Origin of the sequence: Pseudomonas oryzihabitans (genome assembly GCF_007665395.1) — a bacterium.
Taxonomy (GTDB): domain Bacteria; phylum Pseudomonadota; class Gammaproteobacteria; order Pseudomonadales; family Pseudomonadaceae; genus Chryseomonas; species Chryseomonas psychrotolerans_C.
This window is the reverse complement of sequence record NZ_VDND01000002.1, coordinates 643633-665748: the sequence shown is the minus strand read 5'-3', so window position 1 is coordinate 665748 and position 22116 is coordinate 643633. Positions and strand designations below refer to the sequence as shown.

General features: G+C 66.7%; 21 protein-coding genes, 6 tRNA genes and 1 pseudogene. 5 read left to right on the top strand and 23 right to left on the bottom strand.

Annotated elements, in window-relative coordinates; translation table 11 throughout:
• Window positions 1–28: 28 nt before the first annotated feature.
• The 11 genes from FSV73_RS07055 to FSV73_RS07010 form a co-directional block, all read right to left on the bottom strand.
• Window positions 29–104 (bottom strand) — tRNA-Glu (locus FSV73_RS07055).
• A 34-nt stretch (window positions 105–138) separates the two neighbouring features.
• A tRNA-Ala gene (locus FSV73_RS07050) sits at window positions 139–214 on the bottom strand.
• Between the two features lie 40 nt (window positions 215–254).
• A tRNA-Glu gene (locus tag FSV73_RS07045) sits at window positions 255–330 on the bottom strand.
• Between the two features lie 34 nt (window positions 331–364).
• Window positions 365–440, bottom strand: a tRNA-Ala gene (locus FSV73_RS07040).
• 39 nt (window positions 441–479) lie between these two features.
• A tRNA-Glu gene (locus tag FSV73_RS07035) sits at window positions 480–555 on the bottom strand.
• Between the two features lie 41 nt (window positions 556–596).
• Window positions 597–672, bottom strand: a tRNA-Ala gene (locus FSV73_RS07030).
• 99 nt (window positions 673–771) lie between these two features.
• The gene (locus FSV73_RS07025) at window positions 772–1650 is read right to left on the bottom strand and encodes a ParB/Srx family N-terminal domain-containing protein (protein ID WP_145005858.1); all 879 of its coding nucleotides are present in this window, start codon (window positions 1648–1650) and stop codon (window positions 772–774) included.
• 71 nt (window positions 1651–1721) lie between these two features.
• Window positions 1722–2843 carry a beta-ketoacyl-ACP synthase III gene (locus tag FSV73_RS07020; RefSeq protein WP_145005855.1) on the bottom strand — a complete coding sequence of 374 codons (1122 nt, stop codon included), beginning with the start codon at window positions 2841–2843 and terminating at the stop codon, window positions 1722–1724.
• Window positions 2844–2915: 72 nt separating this feature from the next.
• The gene (locus FSV73_RS07015) at window positions 2916–3905 is read right to left on the bottom strand and encodes a DctP family TRAP transporter solute-binding subunit (protein ID WP_145005852.1); all 990 of its coding nucleotides are present in this window, start codon (window positions 3903–3905) and stop codon (window positions 2916–2918) included.
• A gap of 187 nt (window positions 3906–4092) precedes the next feature.
• Entirely contained in the window at window positions 4093–4224 is a 132-nt protein-coding gene (locus FSV73_RS25755; RefSeq protein ID WP_260856031.1) for a hypothetical protein, read from the bottom strand.
• 60 nt (window positions 4225–4284) lie between these two features.
• Window positions 4285–4524, bottom strand: a complete 240-nt coding sequence (locus FSV73_RS07010) for a DUF2789 domain-containing protein (RefSeq protein ID WP_145005849.1) — start codon at window positions 4522–4524, stop codon at window positions 4285–4287.
• Between the two features lie 138 nt (window positions 4525–4662).
• On the opposite strand from FSV73_RS07010, the gene cprA reads away from it, so the two are divergent.
• Window positions 4663–5814 carry a cationic peptide resistance protein CprA gene (gene cprA / locus FSV73_RS07005; protein WP_145005846.1) on the top strand — a complete coding sequence of 384 codons (1152 nt, stop codon included), beginning with the start codon at window positions 4663–4665 and terminating at the stop codon, window positions 5812–5814.
• Window positions 5815–5862: 48 nt separating this feature from the next.
• Here cprA and FSV73_RS07000 read toward each other — a convergent pair whose 3' ends face one another.
• On the bottom strand, window positions 5863–6801 hold the full coding sequence (locus FSV73_RS07000; protein WP_145005843.1) for a bestrophin family protein: 939 nt from the start codon (window positions 6799–6801) through the stop codon (window positions 5863–5865).
• A gap of 271 nt (window positions 6802–7072) precedes the next feature.
• On the opposite strand from FSV73_RS07000, the gene FSV73_RS06995 reads away from it, so the two are divergent.
• Complete coding sequence (locus FSV73_RS06995) at window positions 7073–7711, top strand: DsbA family oxidoreductase (protein ID WP_145005841.1); 639 nt, start codon at window positions 7073–7075, stop codon at window positions 7709–7711.
• Here FSV73_RS06995 and def read toward each other — a convergent pair.
• A pseudogene (gene def / locus FSV73_RS06990) lies at window positions 7708–8247 on the bottom strand (peptide deformylase). The gene FSV73_RS06995 and the pseudogene def overlap by 4 nt on opposite strands.
• Window positions 8248–8305: 58 nt before the next feature.
• Here def and FSV73_RS06985 point away from each other — a divergent pair.
• The gene (locus FSV73_RS06985) at window positions 8306–9496 is read left to right on the top strand and encodes a serine hydrolase domain-containing protein (protein ID WP_145005838.1); all 1191 of its coding nucleotides are present in this window, start codon (window positions 8306–8308) and stop codon (window positions 9494–9496) included.
• Here FSV73_RS06985 and FSV73_RS06980 read toward each other — a convergent pair.
• From FSV73_RS06980 to FSV73_RS06945, 8 genes are all read right to left on the bottom strand, one after another.
• Entirely contained in the window at window positions 9484–10311 is an 828-nt protein-coding gene (locus FSV73_RS06980; RefSeq protein ID WP_145005835.1) for a hypothetical protein, read from the bottom strand. The two genes, FSV73_RS06985 and FSV73_RS06980, sit on opposite strands and share 13 nt — an antisense overlap.
• Window positions 10312–10316: 5 nt before the next feature.
• Window positions 10317–11219, bottom strand: a complete 903-nt coding sequence (locus FSV73_RS06975) for a response regulator (RefSeq protein ID WP_186309172.1) — start codon at window positions 11217–11219, stop codon at window positions 10317–10319.
• Between the two features lie 314 nt (window positions 11220–11533).
• A complete protein-coding gene (locus FSV73_RS06970) occupies window positions 11534–12088 on the bottom strand; it encodes a hypothetical protein (protein WP_145005829.1) in 555 nt (184 codons plus the stop codon).
• 954 nt (window positions 12089–13042) lie between these two features.
• On the bottom strand, window positions 13043–15682 hold the full coding sequence (pepN, locus tag FSV73_RS06965) for an aminopeptidase N (RefSeq protein ID WP_145005826.1): 2640 nt from the start codon (window positions 15680–15682) through the stop codon (window positions 13043–13045).
• An 11-nt stretch (window positions 15683–15693) separates the two neighbouring features.
• Window positions 15694–16536, bottom strand: a complete 843-nt coding sequence (locus FSV73_RS06960; protein ID WP_145006214.1) for a DUF2797 domain-containing protein — start codon at window positions 16534–16536, stop codon at window positions 15694–15696.
• Window positions 16537–16620: 84 nt separating this feature from the next.
• Complete coding sequence (locus FSV73_RS06955) at window positions 16621–16884, bottom strand: YeaC family protein (protein WP_145005824.1); 264 nt, start codon at window positions 16882–16884, stop codon at window positions 16621–16623.
• 190 nt (window positions 16885–17074) lie between these two features.
• Entirely contained in the window at window positions 17075–17965 is an 891-nt protein-coding gene (locus FSV73_RS06950; protein ID WP_145005821.1) for a VOC family protein, read from the bottom strand.
• Window positions 17962–18720 carry a serine O-acetyltransferase gene (locus FSV73_RS06945; protein WP_145005818.1) on the bottom strand — a complete coding sequence of 253 codons (759 nt, stop codon included), beginning with the start codon at window positions 18718–18720 and terminating at the stop codon, window positions 17962–17964. The genes FSV73_RS06950 and FSV73_RS06945 overlap by 4 nt, the downstream gene beginning before the upstream one ends.
• A 162-nt stretch (window positions 18721–18882) precedes the next feature.
• On the opposite strand from FSV73_RS06945, the gene pdeM reads away from it, so the two are divergent.
• A complete protein-coding gene (gene pdeM, locus FSV73_RS06940; RefSeq protein ID WP_145005815.1) occupies window positions 18883–19542 on the top strand; it encodes a ligase-associated DNA damage response endonuclease PdeM in 660 nt (219 codons plus the stop codon).
• A 205-nt stretch (window positions 19543–19747) separates the two neighbouring features.
• Here pdeM and FSV73_RS06935 read toward each other — a convergent pair whose 3' ends face one another.
• Both FSV73_RS06935 and FSV73_RS06930 read right to left on the bottom strand, forming a co-directional pair.
• On the bottom strand, window positions 19748–19972 hold the full coding sequence (locus tag FSV73_RS06935) for a hypothetical protein (protein ID WP_145005812.1): 225 nt from the start codon (window positions 19970–19972) through the stop codon (window positions 19748–19750).
• Between the two features lie 66 nt (window positions 19973–20038).
• Window positions 20039–20920 carry a polyprenyl synthetase family protein gene (locus FSV73_RS06930; RefSeq protein ID WP_145005809.1) on the bottom strand — a complete coding sequence of 294 codons (882 nt, stop codon included), beginning with the start codon at window positions 20918–20920 and terminating at the stop codon, window positions 20039–20041.
• Between the two features lie 136 nt (window positions 20921–21056).
• On the opposite strand from FSV73_RS06930, the gene fni reads away from it, so the two are divergent.
• Window positions 21057–22106, top strand: coding sequence for a type 2 isopentenyl-diphosphate Delta-isomerase (gene fni, locus FSV73_RS06925; RefSeq protein ID WP_145005806.1), 1050 nt, complete (start codon window positions 21057–21059; stop codon window positions 22104–22106).
• The last annotated feature ends 10 nt before the right edge of the window (window positions 22107–22116 follow it).

Below are 22116 nucleotides of genomic sequence, written 5' to 3'. Positions count from 1 at the left end.
AACCGCCGTGAGGCGGTTTTCATCGATATGGCGTCCCCTAGGGGACTCGAACCCCTGTTACCGCCGTGAAAGGGCGGTGTCCTAGGCCACTAGACGAAGGGGACGTTACCCGGGTGCGACCCTTGCGGATCACGAAATTGGTGGAGCTAGACGGGATCGAACCGTCGACCTCTTGCATGCCATGCAAGCGCTCTCCCAGCTGAGCTATAGCCCCAAGTACAGCGTCGTGCCACGTCTAGGATACGTGACAGATATGGCGTCCCCTAGGGGACTCGAACCCCTGTTACCGCCGTGAAAGGGCGGTGTCCTAGGCCACTAGACGAAGGGGACGTTACCCTGGTGCGACCCTTGCGGACCGCGAATTTGGTGGAGCTAGACGGGATCGAACCGTCGACCTCTTGCATGCCATGCAAGCGCTCTCCCAGCTGAGCTATAGCCCCGCGTACAACGTTCGCCACGCCTGGGATACGTGACTGATATGGCGTCCCCTAGGGGACTCGAACCCCTGTTACCGCCGTGAAAGGGCGGTGTCCTAGGCCACTAGACGAAGGGGACGAAACCTTCTACCGATTTCCCCCGTGGGCGAAACCGAAATTTGGTGGAGCTAGACGGGATCGAACCGTCGACCTCTTGCATGCCATGCAAGCGCTCTCCCAGCTGAGCTATAGCCCCGTCGGTCAGGACGGGGCGCATGTTAAGAGGCCTCGCCTCCACTGTCAACACCAAAAAGCAAAAAAGCTGCTAGTAACAGACACTTATGCCCTCGCTGGGTCAAATCGCCCGGGACAGGGCGGTACGCTGGGCACGAGCCGCCAGCAGGTAGGTGAACTTGCCCTCGCTGGACGAGAGCTTACGCAGCACCTTCTTGTCCACTGCCTTGAAGGCGCCCATCTCCAGCGCGGTACGTCCGGAACTGCCGATCACCATGCCAGGGTTGGCGACCATCAGCCGGGCCGCCTGCTCCACCGCCTTGGCGTAGCTCTTGCGGTCATCGAGGTCGTAGCCATGCAAGGGCAGCAGCATGCGCAGCCACTCGGCCCAGTAGAACTCGAGGAATTCCGACGGCAGCACCCGTCCGTCCGGCGTGCGGGGCTTGTCGTAGCCGATCTGGCGGGTGAAATAGACCAGGGCGCGATAGGGGTCGTCGGCCATGGCGGCGAGCCCCAGGGAGGCCGGGAGCTGCTCGGGCAGGATGGGGCGGCCCTGGGGATCCTTGAGCCAGGCCTTGCGCTGATCGAGCAGGCGAATCCAGAAATCCGCCATGCTCGCGCAGGCACTGAGATCATCGGTGACCCTGACCCAGACCGCGGTCTCGGGGCCACCGCCGGGATGCTCCCAGAAGGCGGAAAAGGTGTGGTGCCCATCGGTCAGGTAGAGTTGCTGCCCCGGCCCGATGACCACCGTCTTCATCTCGTCCGGACAGGTCCCGGGCGGCTGGACGCCGAGGGCATCACCGGCCGAGCGCAGGCTGGTGCTCGGCTGGAAGCCGGCGCTGAGATGCTGGCCGTTGGCTTCGCAATAGTCGTCGAACAGCTTGCGCCGGTCGCAGGCGTACTTGCCAAGCTTGTAGAGCACCTGGTCATGGCCGATCGCGGGCTGGGTCGGGCGCAGCTGACGCAGCTGTACCCTGAGCAGGCTTCCTGGCTGCACGTGGCCTCCCTCTTCTGCTGATGTCTTCCCAAGTCCGACAACGGTCGTCCCGGGAAGACTCCTGCCGTCGATCAGACCTTGCGCAGTACCACGCTGCCGATGGAGTAACCCGCGCCGAAGGAGCTGAGTACGCCCAGGCTGCCACTGGCCAGGTCCTGGTGGTGCAGGTGCAGGGCGATCACCGAGCCGGCCGAGCTGGTATTGCCGTAGGTATCCAGGATCACCGGGGCTTCGCTGGGCGTGGACTCACGCCCCAGCAGGCGCTTGACGATGAGCTGGTTCATCGCCAGGTTCGCCTGGTGCAGCCAGAAGCGCGATACCCGCTCGACGGGGATATCGAGTTCAGTCAGGTGCTCGGCGATCAGCTCGGCCACCAGCGGACAGACCTCCTTGAACACCTTGCGACCTTCCTGGACGAACAGCTTGTCCGGGTTGGTCATGCCCTCCTCCGCCGCGCGGTTGAGGAAACCGAAGTTGTTGCGGATGTTGTTGGAGAACTGGGTGAACAGCCGGGTACCGAGGATCTCGAAGCGATGGGCGGAGGTCGCCTGGTCGGCGCGTTCCACCACCAGCGCGGTGGCGGCATCGCCGAAGATGAAGTGGCTGTCACGGTCGCGGAAATTCAGGTGGCCGGTGCAGATTTCCGGGTCTATCACCAGTACCGCGCGGGCCTGGCCCAGTTGCACGGCGTTGGCGGCGGTCTGCAGGCCGAAGGTCGCCGAGGAACAGGCCACGTTCATGTCGAAACCGTAGCCCTGGATGCCCAGGGCGGCCTGGACTTCGATGGCGACCGCCGGATAGGGCCGTTGCAGGTTGGAGCAGGCGACGATGACGCCATCGATGTCGGCGGCGGTACGGCCGGCGCGTTCCAACGCCTCGCGGGCCGCGGCGACGCCCATCTCGCAGAGGATGGACGGCTCGTCGTTGGCGCGCTCGGGAATGTGCGGGACCATGCGCGCCGGATCGAGGATGCCGGCCTTGTCGACCACGTGGCGGCTGCGGATGCCCGAGGCCTTTTCGATGAAGGCGGCGCTGGACTCCGGCTGGGGCGCCAGGCTGCCCTGGGCGATGGCCTCGGCATGCTCGGCGTTCCACTGGCCCGCCCACTGGTTGAAGGACGCAACCAGCTCGTCGTTGGAAATGCTTTCGGGCGGCGTATACAGCCCACTACCGCTGATGACCGCGTGCTGCACGGCTATTCCTCTTGTTGTCGGGATGACGCCGCGCCAGTTTGCCGCAAATCCCGGGTGGACGCCCGTGCAATCTCAGCGGCGGTTGGCCGCCTCGGCGGCGCGCAGGACATCGCTGCCCACCTCGCCCTCGTATCTCTTGATCAGGGGGGCCACCGCGGCGCGCCAGGCCTCCCGCTCGGCCGCCGTCGGCACCAGGATCTTGCTGGTATTGGCCGCCACCACCCGCTCGCGGGCCTTGGCGTTGATGGCCTCGGCGTCGCGGTTCACCGACTGGGTCACCTCGTCGAGAATGGCCTCCAGCTCGCCACGGATCTGGAAGGGCAGCCCGTTCCAGAAGGCGGTATTGGTGATCAGCATGTAGGTCAGGAAACTGTGGTTGTCCTCGACGATATAGGGCTGCACGGTATTGATCTTCTGCGCCAGCAGGTTGGACCAGGGGTTCTCCGCCCCCTGCACCTTGCCGGTCCGCAAGGCGTCGTAGACCTCGGCGAAGGGCAACTTCACCGCCTGGGCGCCGAGCTGCTGATAGTAGGCGGCGAGGACGTCGGAGGCCTCCACGCGAACGGCCAGGCCCTTGAGATCGGCCGGGCCGTGCACGTCCCGCGTCGCGGAGAGCTGGCGTCCGCCGTTGTTCCAGTAGCCGAGCCCGGTGATGCCATGGCTGACCAGGCTGCCCAGGAGTTCACGGCTCTTGTCGCGGCGCTGGAAGCGCTTCACCGCCTCGATGCTGTCGAACACGAAGGGCAAGTCATAGACCCGCAGCGGCTTGGACAGGGCATTGAGCTTGGACACCGAGGGCGCCAGCAGCTGGACCTGGTTGTTGCGCAGCGCCTCCAGTTCGTTGGCATCGCCCACCAGGCTGGAGCTGGGATAGACCTCGACCTTGACCTTGCCCGCCAGGCGCTCCTCTACCAGCCGCTGGAATTGCAGCGCACCCCGGCCCTTGGGGGTGTCGTCCGTCACCACATGGGCGAACTTGATGACGATGGGGTCGGCCTGGGCGAGCGGCGCTGCCAGCACCAGCAATGCGCCAGCCAGGGTGGCGAAGAAGGTCTTGATCATGGAATTCCCTGCGATGAACTGTCCGTCGGAACGCCTGCGCGCTCCAGGTCGCGATGCGTGTGCGACGCCATCACCTTAGCAGGCGACCGGCGGAAGGCTGATCGAGGGAGGGATTTCGGACGACGAATGTGCAAGAAAGCGGGATCAGGGGTAGCAACGGCGCCGTCGAAACGGCGCCAATAAAGCTTCAGGGCGAGATGGGATCGCTGGCCGGGAAGGTTTCCTCGACGGACTCGTCGAGCTGTTCTTCGCTGACCTCGTCTTCGTCGTCGGCGACTGGCGGATCCTGCGGCGCTTGCTGGGCATGGACGGCGTTCATGGCGATTCTCCTGGTAGGGCGGAGGCTGACTGGGTGGCCGGATCGAGACCGGCCTAAAGGTTAGTCATGCCGATGCAGACGGACGTTCAGCTCGTCGACGATCGGTGCCCAGTCGGCGTCCTCCATGATTTCGCCTTTCAGGAAGGCTTTCTGCGACGGCGACCAGAAGTCGGCCTCCGACACCTTCACGTCATCCGGCAGCGGCGAGTGACTGTCGATGAAGGCATCGATGCTGGCTGGATCCGAGTCCAGGCCCAGTTGTTCGAATAGTGTCGTCAGGTCGTGAACGGGAAGTTCCATGGCGGTCTCCTGGCAGTGTCTTTCGCTAAGGGTGATTATCTAGAAAGGCGCCGACCGCAACGGGTTCCCTGCCTTAAGGGATCCTTCATCCTCTTTGCTTAAGGTGCACCCACGTTTCCCCCACTCAGGGCCACCGCCATGTCGCTCCCCGTCTCCTCCATACAGTTCAATCCCGCCCCGCGCCGCATCCTCGTCACCGGTGCCACCGGCTTTCTCGGCGGCGCCGTCACCCTGCGCTTGCTGGAGCTGGGTCACGTCGAAGGGCTGAGATTCCTCGTGCGCGCCGCCTCCCAGGCGGAAGGCCTGGAACGCCTGCTGCAGAACCTGCGGGTGCACGATGTCGACGAACGCCTGGCCGCCATGCTGCAGCCCGAGCAGATCCTCTGCGGCGACCTGCTGGATACCCACTGGATAGAGGCGGCCAAGCCCCAGCTGCAGGCGCTGGACGAGGTCATCAACTGCGCCGCGGTGGCGTCCTTCTCGCGCAATCCGAAGATCTGGCCGGTGAACGTCGAAGGCACCTTCGCCCTCGCCCAGGCCTGCGCCCAGTCGCGGCGACTGAAGCGCTTCCTGCACGTCAGCACCGCCATGGCCTGCGGCCCGCAGCGCCAGTCGCCGGTGGCCGAGACCTGGGATTTCCCGGAGCCGGAACAGCAGCTGGTGGACTACACGGCCTCCAAGGCAGCCATCGAGCTGAAGCTGCGCAACGAACTGCCGCTGCTGCCGCTGGTAGTGGCGCGCCCCTCCATCGTGGTGGGCCATCGTCGCTCGGGCTGCAAGGCCTCCGGCAGCATCTTCTGGGTATTCCGCATGGGCTTCGCCCTGGAGCGCTTCACCTGCGGTCTCGACGAGCAGATCGACGTCATCCCGGTGGACTACTGCGCCGAAGCCCTGGTCGAGCTGGCGCTCAAGCCAGCCCTGAGCCACAGCCTGTATCACATCTCCGCCGGCCATGCGGGAGCCTGCACCTTCGGTGAGATCGACGAAGCCTACGCCGGTGCCATGGGCGATGCCCCGGTAGGCGAGCGCTATCGCCAGGTGGCCAGCGCCGACCTCAAGGAACTGGCCGCGGACTTCAACGAGCGCATCGGCCCGGCCAACCCGCGCCTGGTACTGCGCGCCCTGAAGCTGTACGGCGGCTTCGCCGACCTGAACTACCTGTTCGACAACCAGCGGCTGCTGGAAGAAGGCATCGCCGCCCCGCCGCGCTTCACCGACTACCTGGATGTCTGCGTGCATTCCTCGCGGGACATTAGCATCCCCGCACAGATGCAGTGGGACTTCAAGTAGCGCGCTCCCGGCGGCCACTGGCGCCAGCCAACGGCCGCCGATGCCGGCTCAGACGGCATCCCGCTCCGGCGAATTCGACCGGGAATCGCGGACGATGTCGCTGACCGAGGCATAACCCCCGCGCGCATCGCGCAGCATGGTGCGCAAGTTGCCTTCGATGGTGTTGCAGATGGTCCCCATGGTGATCTGGTGCCGGCTGCGCTGGAAGGGATTCTGCAGGTCGGTACCGACCTTCTCCATCGCCAGGAAGATGAAGCCCACCACCGTGGAGGCCAGCGGCGTGTACCACTGCAGGCTTTCCACCAGGCCGATGGGCATCAGCACGCAGAACAGGAAGATGAACAGCCGCGGAAAGTTCACATAGGGATAGGGCAAGGGCGTATTGGCGATCCGCTCCATGCCGCCCTGCCAGTTGGACATGTCGACGAAGGTGGCTTCGAGCCGCTCCAGGCGGATGCTGTCCAGCCGACCCGCCCGATACTCCAGGGCGATGAGGCTGGAAGAGCCGCTGAGGATGGCGTTGGCGAAGTTGTTGGTCTCCTTGCGCATCGCCCACTCCTCCTTGCCCAGGTAGGTGCGGACCTCCTTGGGCAGCGGATCGCCGCTGAGCTGGCAGGCCAGGCAGCGGACATAGGCGAGGTGGCGCTCGATGAGCACCGTCTTGATGGCATTGAAATGCTCGTCACCGTCGTCGATGAGCGTCAGCGCCTGGCGGGCGAAGCTACGCGAACTGTTGACCATGCCGCCCCAGAGGGTGCGCGCCTCCCACCAGCGCTGATAGGCGCTGGTGTTGCGAAAGCTGGTCAGTACGATCAGCGCCGAGCCGATCAGGGTCAGCGGAATGTTGGGCAGCTCGGCCCGTTTCTCGACCAGCAGCATGTAGTCGGCGGTGACGGCGATATCCCACAGCAGCAGCCAGAAGACCGACCAGCCGACGTAGGTAAAGGTTTGCCGAAGGAATGTCAGGATGCGGTGGAAATAACCCACGGTGATAGTCCTTAGCGCGTGAAAGAAAAGAGGCAGGCATACGAACCCCGGTTGCCGGGACAGGTTCACCGCAGGCGTCTGGAACGCGGATCGCCGCGCAATCCTGACAACTGGCCAACGACTATTCGGTTTCCGAATGTGAAAAGGTTATGAAATCCAGGCTAGCAGCCATTCGCCCGGCGGGCAGCGTGGCGGCGATCGGGGCCCCGCCTGGCGAACATCCGCGCCGCGCGGCGGTCCGACGCACACCATGCCCTTCCGGAGCACTGCCATGACCGCCACCCCGCGCGTTCGTCTGGATGTCTGGAGCGATTACGTCTGCCCCTTCTGCTACCTGGAACTGCCCCAACTGGAGCGACTGCAGGAGGAATTCGGCGACCGTCTCGCCATCGAGTGGCATGCCTTCGAGCTGCGCCCCTACCCCGCGCCCACGCTCGATCCTGCCGGTGACTATCTGCGCCGGACCTGGGACCGGGCTGTCTACCCCCTGGCGGCGGAGTACGGCATGACACTGCGCCTGCCGCCGGTGCAGCCGCGCAGTCGCCTGGCCCTGGAAGCGGCGGAATTCGCCCGTGAGCACGACCGCTTCGACACCTTCCACCTGGCGGTCTTCCAGGCCTTCTTCGAGGAGGGCCGCGACATCGGCGAGCAGGAGGTGCTGCTGGAGCTGGCGCGGCGCAGCGGGCTCGATGGCGAGGCGCTGCGTGCCAGCCTCGTCCGCGGCGACCATACCGAGGTGGTGCTGCACGCCGAGGATCGCGCCGAGGCCCTCGGCATCACCGCCGTCCCTGCCCTGTTGCTCAGGTCGGCGCAGGCCCCCATCGAAGACGCCCAGGTCCTGGACGGTGCCCTGCCCTTCGTCCAGCTGGCGGCAGCGGTCCGGGCCCAGCTGGATACGGCCGACGCCTAGCGTTGCGCCGCCGGCGCCAGGTCGGGAAAGAGCACCTCGGTGAAGCCGAACCGCGCGAAGTCCTGGATCCGCGACGGATAGAGCCGGCCGATCAGATGATCGTATTCGTGCAGCACCACCCGGGCGTGGAAGCCTTCGGCTTCCTGCTGCACCGGTTGGCCGTCGCCATCCACGCCCTGGTAGCGGATCCGCCGCGGACGCGGTACCTCGCCGCGCAGTCCCGGGATGGACAGGCAACCCTCCCAGCCCAGCTCCTAGGTGGCATCCAGCACCTCGATGCGCGGGTTGATCAGCACCTGCAGCGGCACCGGGGGTGCGTCCGGATAGCGGGCATTGCGCTCGAAGCCGAACACCATGAGCTGCAGATCCTCGCCGATCTGCGGCGCGGCCAGGCCCACGCCACCGGCCGCGGCCATGGTGTCGAACATGTCCTGGATCAGTTCCTGCAGCTCGGCGGAGCCGAAGCGCTCGGCGGCCACGGGCGGCGCCAGCCGGAGCAGCCGTGGATCACCCATCTTCAAAATGTCACGAATCATGCGAGGATTCCTCCCTTGGCCGGCCAAGCCGCCGGCGTTCGCCAGGAGCTTAAACCAGATGTCTTCCCTACTGCTCGCCAGTGCGCTCGGCCTCGGCCTGAGCACGCCCCTCGCCCAGGCCGAGGATGCCCGGCTCGCCGCCCGCCTGGATCCGATCCTGGCCCGCGCCGTCGCCCAGCAGCGGATCGTCGGCACCGTGGTGATGGTCGCCCGCCAGGGTCGGGTGGTCTATCACCGGGCCGCGGGCTTCGCCGACCGGGAAGCGGGCCGGCCCATGCAGGAAGACCAGCTGTTCCGCTTCGCTTCCCTGACCAAGCCGCTGGTCGCCGTCACCGCCTTGCGCCTGGCGGACCAGGGCCAGCTGGACCTGCAGGCGCCGGTCAGCCGCTACCTGCCCTACTTCACTCCCCCGCTGGCGGACGGCACCCCGGCCGCCCCCACCCTGGCCCAGCTGCTTAGCCATACCGCCGGCCTGCACTATGGCTTCGGCGAGGACGCGCAGGGGCCCTATCATCGCGCCGGCGTGTCCGATGGCCTCGATAGCGTCCCCCAGACCCTGGACGAGAATCTGCGCCGCCTGGCCCGGGTGCCGCTGGACTTCGCGCCGGGCCGTGCCTGGCGCTATTCGCTGGGCCTGGATGTCATGGGGGGCGTCCTCGCCGCCGCCACCGGCCTGCCGCTGCCAGCGGTGGTCCAGCGCGAGGTGTCCACGCCGCTGGGGTTGCGGGATCTGAGCTTCCACGTGGCCGACGCGACGCGCCTGGCCACCGCCTATCGCGACGGCTATCCATGCCCCGAGCCGATGAGCGAGCCCTACCTGCTGCCCATGCCCACCGGCGGCATCCTCTACTCACCCGCGCGGGCCCTGGCGGCCACCGCCTTTCCCTCCGGTGGCGGCGGCATGCAGGGCAGCGCAAGCGATTACCTGACCTTCCTCGAAGCGCTGCGCCAGGGCACCTTGCTGTCGCCGGCCCAGCAGCGGCTGTTCATGGAGGACCAGATCCCGCACCTGCAACGCGAGGATGCACCCGGCTGGGGCTTCAGCCTGGGAGCGGGAGTGCTGCGCGATCCGCGGCTGGCGAACACCCCGCAGAGCCTCGGTACCCTGCAGTGGGGCGGCGTCTACGGCAATGCCTGGTTCATCGATCCCGCCCGCGAGCTGAGCGTGGTGATCCTCACCAATACCGCCATCGCCGGCATGACGGGCCCCTTCCCCGACGCCATCCGCGACGCCCTCTACCGGGACTGATCGCTGGCCAGGCGGGTCTGCAGGGCGCGCAACTGCTCCTGCAGGGCGGCATGCTCGCGCTGCAGGGCCTGGTAGTCGTCGGTGACGGCGTCGGTGTCGATGAACACCTGCTCGATGAATTCCTTTTCCACCAGGGTGCGCGACAATTTCGCCTGCTCTTCCTCGAGACGCCCGCGCAGGGTTTCCAGCTCCTGTTGCAGGGGATCGTCCGCGCCGGCCGGCGCGGTAGCGGCCGGACCGATCGGCGGCTGGCGGAGGCGTGCCAGTTCCTCGCCCAGGCGTGCCGCCGTCGCGCCGAGCTCGTCGCGCTCCCGGCGCGTCTCCACCAGGCTGGCCTGCAGGCGGTCGTGGTCGAGGCTCAGGCGCTGCAGCCTGGCTTCGGCGCCGCGCAGTTCGCGATTCTGCCCGTGCAGGTTGGTGACCAGCTTGTGTGCCCGGTCCAGCTTGGATTTGAGATCGTCCAGCTTGAACTCGAGGTCCTCACCGTGGGACAGCAACTCGTCGATCTGCGGCTGATGGGTCTTTTTCCAATCCGGGTAGGCCGCGCCATCGACCTCGTCGAGCCTGCCCACCAGCGCGAGGCTGTCGCTCATGGCCCGCTCCAGCGGCAGCACCGCCTGCCGCTGGACGTCTTCGATCAGCCCTGCTGCCGTCTGCGCCGGGCTCGCCGCGCCCGGAGCGACGTCCTCCTCGGTTACCTCTTCGGTCCGCGGAAAGAGCCGGCGCCAGAGCAGGATCAGCACCAGCCCGATGAGTAGGACGTTGGCCAGGGTGACCAGCAGGAAGCCCCATTCGACGAATCGGGAATCCACCATGGCGCCTAGCTCAGCAGGAAGGCGATGAAGCCGTCGCCGAGGCCGGGAAAGGACAGGCTAAAATCCGCCCGCCCATTGTTCTGCCGCCACAGGCTATAGAGCTTTTCGAAGGGTTTCTGCACGAGATGGCTGGTGCTGAGCACCAGCGGTTGCCCGCCCATGCCGGTGGCGATCATGCCGCTGAGATCGGCCAGGAAGGCGGCCGCGTTCTCGTAGATCTCCCGGCTCAGGGTCGCGCTGGCGATGGCGGCGTGGATGGCCGCCGGGGAAAAGCCGGCCAGCGAACCACCGAGGATGCAGGCCGCATTGAGATCCAGCAGGCACACGGCCTCCAGCGCCCGGCTCTGCGGCGGGCCATAGATGCCGATCACATAGGGCAAGGCCAGGCGATCCACCGGGATCGGCGCCATGGGCTCGATCTGGCAGACGATGGAGGACAGCCCGAGCAGCCGCTGGATGACCTGCGGATCGGGCCGGAAGCGCGTCGGCATCGGCAGGCTCTCGCGCCCGGAGGTTTCGATGGCCTGTTCGGCGCTGGCACCGTCCTGCAACACGGTGAGCACCGCCTGCTGCAGCGTTTCCTGGGTGAAGGGCTTGGTCACGACGAAGGCCGCGCCATTGCGATAGGCTTCCTCGACGTTACGCGCCGAAGACTCGGTGGTGACGAACCCCACGTGGATGTCGCCACCGCCACTCTGGCGGATCGCCTGGAGGAGTTCGAGGCCGGTCATCCCGGGCATGTGCCAGTCGGTCAGCACCAGGTTGGGCGTCCAGCTCTCCAGCAGCGCCATGGCTTCTTCGCCCGTCGACGCCACCCGCAACTCGATGTCCTTGTAGCCGGTACTGACCAGGATCCGCTTGATGATGGTCTGGACTGCCCGGCTGTCGTCTACCACGAGGAATTTCATGGCCCTTCCTTGATGTCGCAACGTTATTCCCGCGGCGAGCATACGCCAGCGCACCGCTCTTGCCTCGGAAATGACGATGTCATAGGGCCATTAACCGCCAAAAGGCTGTCTTTTGACGATGTCAGGTCATCATTCAAGGCAAGCATGGGGCTAATCCAGAGCCCTGGGCGTCCGACGGGCACCTAAACGCGGCGAGACGCTCTACCTGGGGATCTGCAGCCTCATGGACGTTTGGCAGTGAAAGACTCGAGTGTCCGCGGTGGCGCGCGCGAACGCCGAAGTCGGCACAGGAATTTCGTCGACTCGCGCGACGTTCACTCCGGCTTGCGCACGTGCTGGACTTCCACCATCAGGGCGTCACGCTCCTGGCGGACCTGGCTCAGGGTAGTCTGGGTTCGCGTCAGGTCCGCCTGCAGGCGCTGCGCGAGCGCCTCGGCCGCGCGCAGTTCGCGATTCTGGACGTGCAGCCCGGCAACCACCTTGTGCGCCCGGGCCAGCTTGGCCGCCATGTTGTCGACCTTGAGTTCCAGGGCTTCGCGATGGGACAGCAATTCGTCGATGTAGGGCTGGTTGGTCTTCTTCCAGTCCGGGTAACTCTCACCGTCCACCCCGTCCAGGCCCTCGACCAGATCGAGGCTGCTACTCAGGGCCTGGCCGATGGGCAACAGCTGCTGCTGGGCATCGGCGAGCAGGGCCTTGCCCGAGTCCGGCACCTCCGGTCCCTTGTCCTCGGTATCGCCCTCCCCCGTCGCCGTGGCATTGCCCGCGAAGTAGCGCTGCCAGAGCAGAAAGATGACCAGGGCGATCAGCAGGATGTTGCACAGGGTGATGAGGAAGAAGCCCCAGTCCATCAGGCGCGCCCTGTCCATCAGCGCTTCCTCCCGGGGTACAGGGACGCCTTGCCGTTCATTGCCCGGGGATGCGTAGCGGTGTTCATGACAGGTACCTGGCAGGGTGAAGGCGGCGTAACGGGATCGACCGCAGCCGCAGGTCGATTTGAATCCAAAAAGACCGCTCAAGCACCTCCGCCAGCCGAACGGCGAATTCCAGCGGACGACCAGCCTGGCAGGTGGTCGGCAAGGGCAGCTCCCGCTCGACCCGCCGCAGCGACGGCAGCAGCGTTTCCGCCTCGAGGGTATCCGTTTGGGCCGGACGACACCTGGAAAGGCGGGCGCTAGGTAGGTCGTGTTGATGGCAGGGCTTCGGGGCGGCGGCGTGGTCTGGTCGGGGTGTTGGGCTTCGCTGTGCTCAGCCCAACCTACTTAAAAGCCGCCGACGCTGACGCCCCCTCTCCCTCTGGGAGAGGGTTGGGGTGAGGGCTTTGTGCTGCGATTGCGCTTTCGGGCGTTTGGCTGTTGGGCTTCGCTGTGCTCAGCCCAACCTACGCAAAAGCCGCCTGCGCTGACGCTCCCTGTCCCTCTGGGAGAGGGTTGGGATCAGAGCTTTGTGCTGCGAGTGAGCTTCCGGGCGTTTGGCTGTTGGGCTTCGCTGTGCTCTGCCCAACCTACGTAAAAGCCGCCTGCGCTTACGCCCCCTCTCCCTCTGGGAGAGGGTTGGGGTGAGGGCTTTGTGCTGCGAGTGAGCTTCCGGGCGTTTGGCTGTAGGGCTTCGCTGTGCTCAGCCCAACCTACGTAAGCCGCCTGCGCTGACGCCCCCTCTCCCTCTGGGAGAGGGTTGGGGTGAGGGCTCCATGCTGCGAGTGAGCTTCCGGGCGGTTGGCTGTTGGGCTTCGCTGTGCTCAACCCAACCTACGGGTACCCCCGGCAGGCTGGGTTGAGACGGCACCCTCGTCGAAGTCCGACAAGGGGCAGTCCCAAGCGGCCTCACGCCAAGCTCTTGCTCACTACCTCGTAGACATCGCTGGACAGCTCGCCGCTGGCGAGGATGCGTTCCAATTCGGCGCGCATCAGCGCCTGGCGCGCGGGACCATACTTCCTCCAGCGCGTCAGCGGGGTGAGCAGCCGCGAGGCGATCTGCGGGTTGAGGCGGTTGAGGGTGATGATCTGGTCGGCCAGGAAGCGATAGCCGCTGCCGTCCTCGGCGTGGAAGTTGACCAGGTTGGCGTTGGCGAAGGCGCCGATCAGCGCCCGCACCTTGTTGGGATTCTTCAGGGTGAAGACCGGGTGCTCCATCAGCGCCTGGACCCGCGCCAGGCCGCCCGGCAGCGGGCTGGACGCCTGGACGCTCAGCCAGGTGTCCATCACCAGCGGATCGGCCTTGAACTCCTCGAAGAAGCGCGCCAGGACGTCGGCCTTTTCCTGCTCCAAACCGGAATTGACCAGGGCGCTCAGGGCAGCCAGGCGCTCGGTCATGTTGTCGGCGTTGTCGAACTGCTCCAGGGCGGCGTCACGGGCTGCCGGCTCTTCCAGCAGCATCAGGTAGCCGAGGGCGGCGTTCTGCAGGCTGCGGCGGGCGATATTGTCAGCGCTGGCCTGGTAGGGCGTGGCGCGGGACTCCTCCCGGGCACTGCGATAACGCTGCCAGAGCACGTCACGCAGGGCCTCGGCGATGGCCTTGCGGGCCTGGCGACGGGCGCCGTGGATGGCGCTCGGATCGGCCTGTTCGGCCAGCTCCACCAGATAGGCCTCGGCCGGCAGCGACAGCATCTCGGCGACCATGGCCGGGTCCAGGGACTCGTCCGCGGCGACAGTGCGCATGGCTTCCACCAGGCGGGTATCTAGCGGCTGTCCGGCGATCAGGTCCTGCAGCACCTGCACAGCCAATTGCTGGCCGGCGTCCCAGCGGTTGAAGCCGTCGCTGTCGTGCTGCATGAGGAAGGTCAGCTGCTCGCGGCTATAGGGGAAGCTGAGCTTGACCGGCGCGGAGAAGCCACGCAGCAGCGACGGCAGCGGTCGCTCGGGGATGTCGAGGAAGGTAAAGGTCTGCTCGGCCTGGGTGACCGACAGCACCCGGTCGGTGCCCTGGTCCGCGCCCTCGCCTGCCAGGCGCAGCGGCAGCTCGCGCCCCTGGCCATCCAGCAGGCCCAGCTGGACCGGGATGACGAAGGGTTCCTTGGTCGGCTGGCCCGGGGTGGGCGGGCAGCTCTGGCGGAAGGTCAGGCTATAGGTCTTGGCCGCGGCGTCATAGCTGTCGCTGACCGCCAGACGCGGAGTGCCGGACTGGCTGTACCAGCGCTTGAACTGGCTGAAGTCGGCGCCGTTGGCGTCTTCCAGGGCCTTGATGAAGTCGTCGCAGGTCACCGCCTGGCCATCGTGGCGCTCGAAGTAGAGATCGGTGCCCTTGCGGAAGCCCTCTGGGCCCAGCAGGGTGTGCAGCATCCGCACCACCTCGGCGCCCTTCTCGTACACCGTCAGGGTGTAGAAGTTGGAGATCTCGATGAAGTGGTCCGGGCGCACCGGGTGGGCCATGGGGCCGGCATCCTCGGCGAACTGGTTGGTGCGCAGGAAGGCCACGTCCTCGATGCGCTTGACCGTCGGCGAGTTCATGTCGGAGCTGAAGCCGGCATCGCGGAACACGGTGAAGCCTTCTTTGAGCGACAGCTGGAACCAGTCGCGGCAGGTCACCCGGTTGCCCGACCAGTTGTGGAAGTACTCGTGGGCGACGATGGCCTCGACCCGCTGGTGGGCGGCGTCGGTGGCGGTACGTGGGCTGGCCAGCACGGCGCTGGAGTTGAAGATGTTGAGGCCCTTGTTCTCCATGGCGCCCATGTTGAAGTCGTTCACCGCGACGATCATGAAGATGTCCAGATCGTATTCGCGGCCGTAGACCTCCTCGTCCCAGCGCATGGACTTCTTCAGGCTGTCCATGGCGTGCTGCAGCTTGCCGATGTTCTCCGGCTCGACATAGATGCGCAGGGCCACGTCGCGGCCGCTGCCGGTACGGTAGCTGTCTTCGACGCACCAGAGGTCACCGGCGACCAGAGCGAACAGGTAGGCCGGCTTGGGGAAGGGATCTTCCCAGGTGGCCCAGTGCCGGCCGCCCTCGGCGTCGCCGCTGGCCACGGGATTGCCGTTGGAGAGCAGGATCGGATACTTGGCCTTGTCGGCTTCCACCGTGGTGGTGAAGACGCTCATCACGTCCGGCCGGTCCAGGTAGTAGGTGATCTTGCGGAAGCCCTCGGCCTCGCACTGGGTGCAGAACATGGTGCCGGAGACGTACAGCCCTTCGAGGGCGGTATTGCTTTCCGGATGGATACGCACCGAGGTCTTGAGCACGAAGGCGTCGCCGCGGGGGTGCACGGTGAGGCTGCCCGCCTCGACCTGGTAATCGCCCGCCGCCAGTGCCTGGTCGTCGAAGGCCACCGCCAGCAACTCCAGTTCCTCACCGTGCAGGACCAGCGGCGGCAGGCCGGTGCCACGCGCGGGGTTGCGCTGCAAGCGCAGCTCGGCATGCACCAGGGTCTGGTCGTCGTGCAGCTCGAATCTCAGCCGGGTTTCCTCTATGAGGTACTCGGGCGCCTGGTAGTCCTTGAGGTAGATGGTCTGGGGCTGGTCGGTGCGCATGGCTTACGTCCTTACATCTCTGCTGCGGAGGCGGACACGGCCAGCTGGTAGGCCGTGTACTTGCGAATGTTGATCACGCCGGTGTCGAACATCAGGTATTGACCCTTGATGCCCAGCAGCGTGCCTTCCACCACGGGGGTCTTTTCCAGGTCCTGGCTGACCACCTTGGTGGGATAGACCGTCACCGGATAATGAATCTCGATGGGCGCCATGTCGACCACCGGCTGGATCGCCTGCAGGCCGAAGCGTCCCTGGAGATCGTCCAGGCCCTGGGCACAGGCATCGAAGATGCGCTCGCGCACTGCCACCAGGTCTTCCGGCGCGGCCACGCCCTTGAGCATGGCGCGCCAATTGGTGCGGTCGCCCACCTGGCTGCGCAGCACGTCTTCCACCAGGCCGGACTGCTGGCGGGTGGCGACCCTGAGGATCGGCAGCGCTTGGTAGGCGCCCTGGTCGATCCAGCGGGTGGGCAGCTGGGTGGCACGGGTGATGCCCACCTTGAGGCCCGAGGAATTGGCCAGGTAGACCACGTGGGGCACCATGCAATGGGCCTCGCCCCACTCCGGCTGGCGGCAGGTGCCGTGTTCGTAGTGGCACTTCTCCGGGCTGACGATGCAGCTGTCGCACTGGGCCAGGGCGGTGAAGCAGGGATAGCAGTAGCCCTGGCTGAAGCTCTTGCGGGTCTTGCGGCCGCAGTGGGTGCAGTGGATGGCGCCCAGGTATTCGAGCCGTACGCGGCGGCCGATCAGCGGATTAACCGGCACCTCGCGGTCGTCGAGGCGAAAGGCGTAGTTGACGGGGTCGGCCAGGGTCACGGCCATCTTGCGCAGGGCGCCACGGCCCAGTTCGGTCATCACGGTGGTGTTTCTCTAGTCTATAAAAAACGCGAGGCGCCTCTTCGTCACCGAAGGGCACCTCGTCGGGCAATGCGCGGACAATCAGTGAATGGCGTTGGACTTGAACAGGATGTTCTCGATGGGTACCGACTTGGAGGCGCATTCCTGGGGGCCCATGTAGCCGGTCCGCTGATCCTCGGGCAGGTGCTTGGCCTCGTAGGCGATCACCGCCTGCAGGCACAGCTCCACCTGGTCACGGCTCAGCTTGCGGCCATCGGGCCATTTGCCGATTTCCACGGCCAGCTTGAGGCCCTCGTAGATATCGGGGGTGATGTTTTCCAGCATCTGGGCGAAGGACGTCGACATGGGTCGCTCCGGACTCTAGGGAACGACCAGTTTACCGGGCTACCGGCGATGGCGCACCTTGCGTGGCTCAATGGCGGCCATAGGTTGTGTTTCGGCTCGCTGCTGAGCGGATCGCGGCCATGGGCCGCTCCTACACGAAACGAATACCCCTGTAGGAGCGGCCCATGGCCGCGATTCGCTGCTGCTGCCCTCAACGCTCGGCGAATTCCAGGATCACGTTGCCGCAGTGCTCTGGCGCCACCTGCAGGCGGTCGCCGCGATCAACCGCGGCGAGGCCACCGTCAGCCAGGACCTCGCGCACCCGCGCCAGGCTGGCTACCGCCACCCGGATGGCGATGGCGTGGGGGCGCTCGGCTCGGGCCTGGGGCAGGCCGACCGCCCCGTACTCGGCAGCCGCCTGGTCTGGCGTGAGAACACGCAAGAGGCCGCAGCCGCTGTCGGCCTGGAGCACGCCCTCGACCTGGCCGACCGCCTCGGCGCCGTAGATCGACCGCCAACGCGCCGCCAGGCGCTCGGGTTGCGCCGCCACGTACGTCAGGGCGTCGATCCCCAGGGCACCGTTGGGATGCTGCTGCCAACCCGGTACCCAGATGAGTTCCGGGCGGTGCTGGTGGCAGATGAAGTTGGATACGTCCGGCAACTGCTCGTCGAGGAAGAGTCCGAGCGAGACCACCGCCTCGCCGGGGCTGCCATCGGGCAGACGCATGGCACGGCGGAAGTCGATGCGGCCCTGGCTGGCGAGCCCCCGCGCGACCAGCTCGGCATGGTCACCGTCGCAATCGGTGCTGTGCAGCGCCACCAGGGACACCCCCTCTTCCCGCGCCAGGAAGTCACCGAGACTCCGCCCGAAGCAGAAGCCATTCACCGCGCCGGTACCGAACTGGGCGGGATCGGCCACGCCGATCAATTCGATGAAGTTGCTGGGAAACATCATCAGGCTGGTGACGGTGCCCCAGGGGTGGTAGCTGACCGGCGATGGGGCGAAACCCAGGCGCTGATAGTTGGCCAGGGCTGTGGCATGGTCCCGCACGCTGACCAGGGGGTGATCGATACCGAATCGTCGTTGCGCCAGGGCCATCAGCTTTCCTCCACGGCTTGCAGGGCGCCTAGCGCCGCAGGGACTGGCCCCAGGTCACGCGCCGGAACGCCGCCCACCACGCGCCCCGGCGGCACGGGCCGGGTGACCACGGCGCCGGCCGCCACCAGGGCACCGGCGCCCACTTCGATATTGCCGAGCACCGTGGCCCCGGCGCAGATCAGGGCGCCCCGGCGAATCTTCGGATGGCGGTCACCGCTCTCGTTGAGAGTGCTGCCCAGGGTCACGCCGTGCCAGAGGCTGACCTCGTCCTCCACCACCACCGTCTCGCCGATCACCAGGCCCAGGCCATGGTCGACGAACAGGCCAGCGCCCAGCCGTGCGGCCGGATGCAGATCCAGCCCCCAGGCCGAGGCACTCCAGTTTTGCAGCAGCACGGCCGGATGATGTTCGCCGGCCAGCCACAACCGATGGGCCAGGCGCTGGACCTGGACGGCGAGGAAGCCACGGAATTCGAGAAAGCCACAGAGTTCGTCCGGGCAGGCGGGGTTGATCCGCGCCAGGCGTTCGAGGTCGGCGGTCGCAGCACCGAGCACGTCCGCATCGAGCAGCTCGACGAACCAGTCCTGCAGCTCGACGCCGGCCGCAGGTTGCGCCAGGCCCTGGGCCAGGCGCTCGGCCATAGCGGCGGCGAAGGAGTCGTGCCGCAGGACGCGGCGCTCGAGATAGGCGGCCAGTCGCGGCGTCCGCGCCGCCTGGTCGTGTGCCTGTTGGTACAGCCGTGTCCACAGTGCTGTCATAGACTCCGCTCCGGGTTCGTCCTGGGTGACCTCGCAGGAGTATGGTGCGCCCCCCGGCGCCGACCAATAGAGAATCGCGGCGCCTGTGTTGCGCCGGACGCAACGCAGCTGAACCCTGAGCGACCGTCATCATCAGATTGGAAGTCCAGTGCCGGAACCGTCATGCCCGCCTATCACCCCCTCACCCTCGCCAACACCGAACTCTGGCTGCTCGCGGAAAAGGCCATCTATTGGCCGGCGCGCCAAGCCCTGCTGGTAGCCGATATCCACTTCGGCAAGGCAGCGGCCTTCCGCGCCCTGGGTCAGCCGGTGCCCCATGGCACCACGGCGGGCAACATCGCCCGGCTGGACGGGTTGCTGGAGCGCTACGACTGTCGCGAGATCATCTTCCTCGGCGACTTCCTGCACGCCCCGGAATCTCGCGCGCCCCTGACCCTGGACACCCTGGAACGCTGGCGCGAGCACCACTGGCGGTTACGGATGCTGCTGATCCGCGGCAACCACGACCGACGCGCGGGCGATCCGCCGACGACACTGGGTATCGAGGTGGTGGGTGAACCCCTGGAGCTGGACGGCCTGTCACTGCAGCACGAACCCGATCCCCATCCGCGTTTGCCCGTGCTGGCCGGCCACATCCATCCGGCCTTTCGCCTGCAGGGCCGCGGACGCCAGGCGCTGCGCCTGCCCTGCTTCTGCCTGGAGAACGAAGAGGTGCTGATCCTGCCGGCCTTCGGTGACTTCACCGGTGGGCACCTGCTGGCAGCGGATCCGGCGCGGCGGATCTTCGTGGTGGGGGACGGCGGCATCTGGCCCCTGCGCTAGGCCCTATCTGAAAAGGCCCGCGCTCGGTCATTCGGCGTCAAAATCCGCTGGGTCGCCCGTCCGGCCTAGGTGGCCCCCGCGGAATGCGCCTTTACCGCTCGTACACGCGAGCGCGGGTCCGATCCGCTTCCTCACGAATGTCTGCCCTGCCTGACCTTCGCTCGACTACTTCTCAGACAGGGCCTCGGGCCGATGCCGCGGGCGATCAGCCTTCTTCGGTGATCCCGGTGATGGTGATGCCGTGGCGTTCCAGCAGGGCCACGGTGGGTTCGTCGTAATCGCGCGGGACTTCGCTGTCGTCGTACTCTTCCAGGGCATCGTCGCGAACGATCTGGGCGATGCGCTCCATGTCGGGCTTCTGCTCGGCCTCGGTGGCTACCACCGAGGTATTACCGTCGCTGTTGCTGTAGGCGATTTTCCACTTCGACATCTCTAGGCTCCTCTCACGGAACGGGGCTGGTGAGAGGTTAGACGGCGAGATGCCGGGGAATTCGCCTCAACGCGGGCGAAAGACGATATCGAGCAGGCCGGCCAGGGCGCCCGCGGCGCAATCCGCCTCGGCCAGCGCGGCGCGCGCCTGCTGCAGGTGGCCCTGCAACTGGCGTTGGGCATGATCGCGGCCGAGCAGGCTGACCAGGGTAGATTTGTCTCCGTCCTTGCCGGCGTCCTTGCCCAGGCCCTTGCCGTCATCGAGATCGTCGAGCAACTGGAAGGCCAGGCCCAGCTGGCAGGCGAACAGATGGAAGGCCTCGCGCTGCTGCGCGGTGGTGACCAGGGTGGCGCCAACCATGCCCAACGCCGCGGAAAACAGCGCGCCGGTCTTGAGCTGGTTGGTCAGGGCGATGGCATCGGCCGGGCGCGACTGCCGTCCGCCATGCAGGTCATGGTACTGGCCACAGACCAGGCCGGCGGTGCCAACCGCATCGGCGAGCTGGCAGACCATGAGGGTGCGCGTCTCCGCCGGTACCCCTTCCAGCCCGGCGACCAGGCGCAGGGCGTGGCTGAGCAGGGCCACGGCCGCCAGCATGGCGACGTCTTCGCCGAACTGCACATGCAGCGTCGGCCGGCCGCGCCTCAGGCGGGCGTTGTCCATGCACGGCAGGTCATCGAGGAACAGCGAGGCGGCGTGGACCATTTCCACCGCGCAGCCCAGATCCAGCACCGCCGTGTCGGGCTGCCCCAGGTCTTCGGCGGTCAGGATCATCAGCAGCGGACGCAGCCGCTTGCCCGGTGCCAGGACGCCACTGCGAATGGCCTCGGCGACCGGATCGTCACCGGCCGGTAACAGTAGTGCCAGACGCTCGTCGATGCGGGTACGCTGCCATTGCAGGGTGGCGGCAAAATTGTCTGTCGCGTTCGGCACTAATACGGTCGCCATGAGTCGAGATACTCCAGATGAGGAACCGACGAACGGTTGTACCTCGGTGGATTAGGTCCTTCGCAAAGCGAACCCGTCGTCCCCTACCAGACCACAACGACCGACGAAAGGTCACTCAGGGCGGAACCTAGAAGACATGGTGGATTGGGAACTGGCAAGTCGCAAGAACGATCATCTGGACATCGTGCTGGATCCGCACAAGGCGCGCAGCGCCGTCACCACCGGTTTCGACGCCTATCGCTTCCTGCACTGCGCCCTGCCCGAGCAGGATCTCGACGAGATCGACCTGAGCACCCGCCTGTTCGACCGCCGCCTGGCCGCCCCGCTGCTGATCAGTTCCATGACCGGCGGACCGGAGCGGGCCGCGGTCATCAACCGCCATCTCGCCGAGGCCGCCCAGGCGCTGGGCATCGCCCTGGCCGTCGGGTCCCAGCGTATCGCCCTGCAGCAGGGCGGTGATCAGGGACTGACCGGCGAATTGCGCCGGCTGGCCCCGGACGTGCCCCTGCTGGCCAACTTCGGCGCGGCCCAGCTGGTGGCCGGCTACGGCCTCGACGAGGCGCGGCGCGCGGTGGAGATGATCGCCGCGGACGCCCTGATCGTGCATCTCAACCCCTTGCAGGAAGCCGTGCAGGCAGGCGGTGACCGCAACTGGCGCGGCATCCTGGCCGCGCTAGAACACATGGTTACACAGTTGTCCGTGCCGGTCGTGATCAAGGAGGTCGGCGCGGGGCTGTCGGGCCCTGTCGCCCGCCAATTGTTGGAGGTCGGTGTGGCCGTGCTGGATGTAGCCGGCGCCGGCGGCACCAGCTGGGCCGCGGTGGAAGCCGAGCGCGCCCGCGACGACCAGCAGCGCGCCATCGCCCGCGCCTTCACCGACTGGGGCATTCCTACCGCCGAAAGCCTGCGCCAGGTGCGCGCCGCCTGCCCCGAGGCGACGGTGATCGCCTCGGGCGGCATTCGCGATGGCATCGACGTGGCCAAGGCCATTCGCCTCGGCGCCGACCTGGCCGGCCAGGCCGCCGCCGCGCTGCCGGGGGCCACCGAATCGACCGAGGCGGTGATCGCGCATTTTCGCGTGGTGATCGAGCAGCTGCGCATCGCCTGCTTCTGCACCGGTTCGGCGGATCTCGCCCAACTGCGCCGGGCAGAGCTGCTGGACGCCACCGCGCCCAGGTGCCCATAGTGGCGGACAC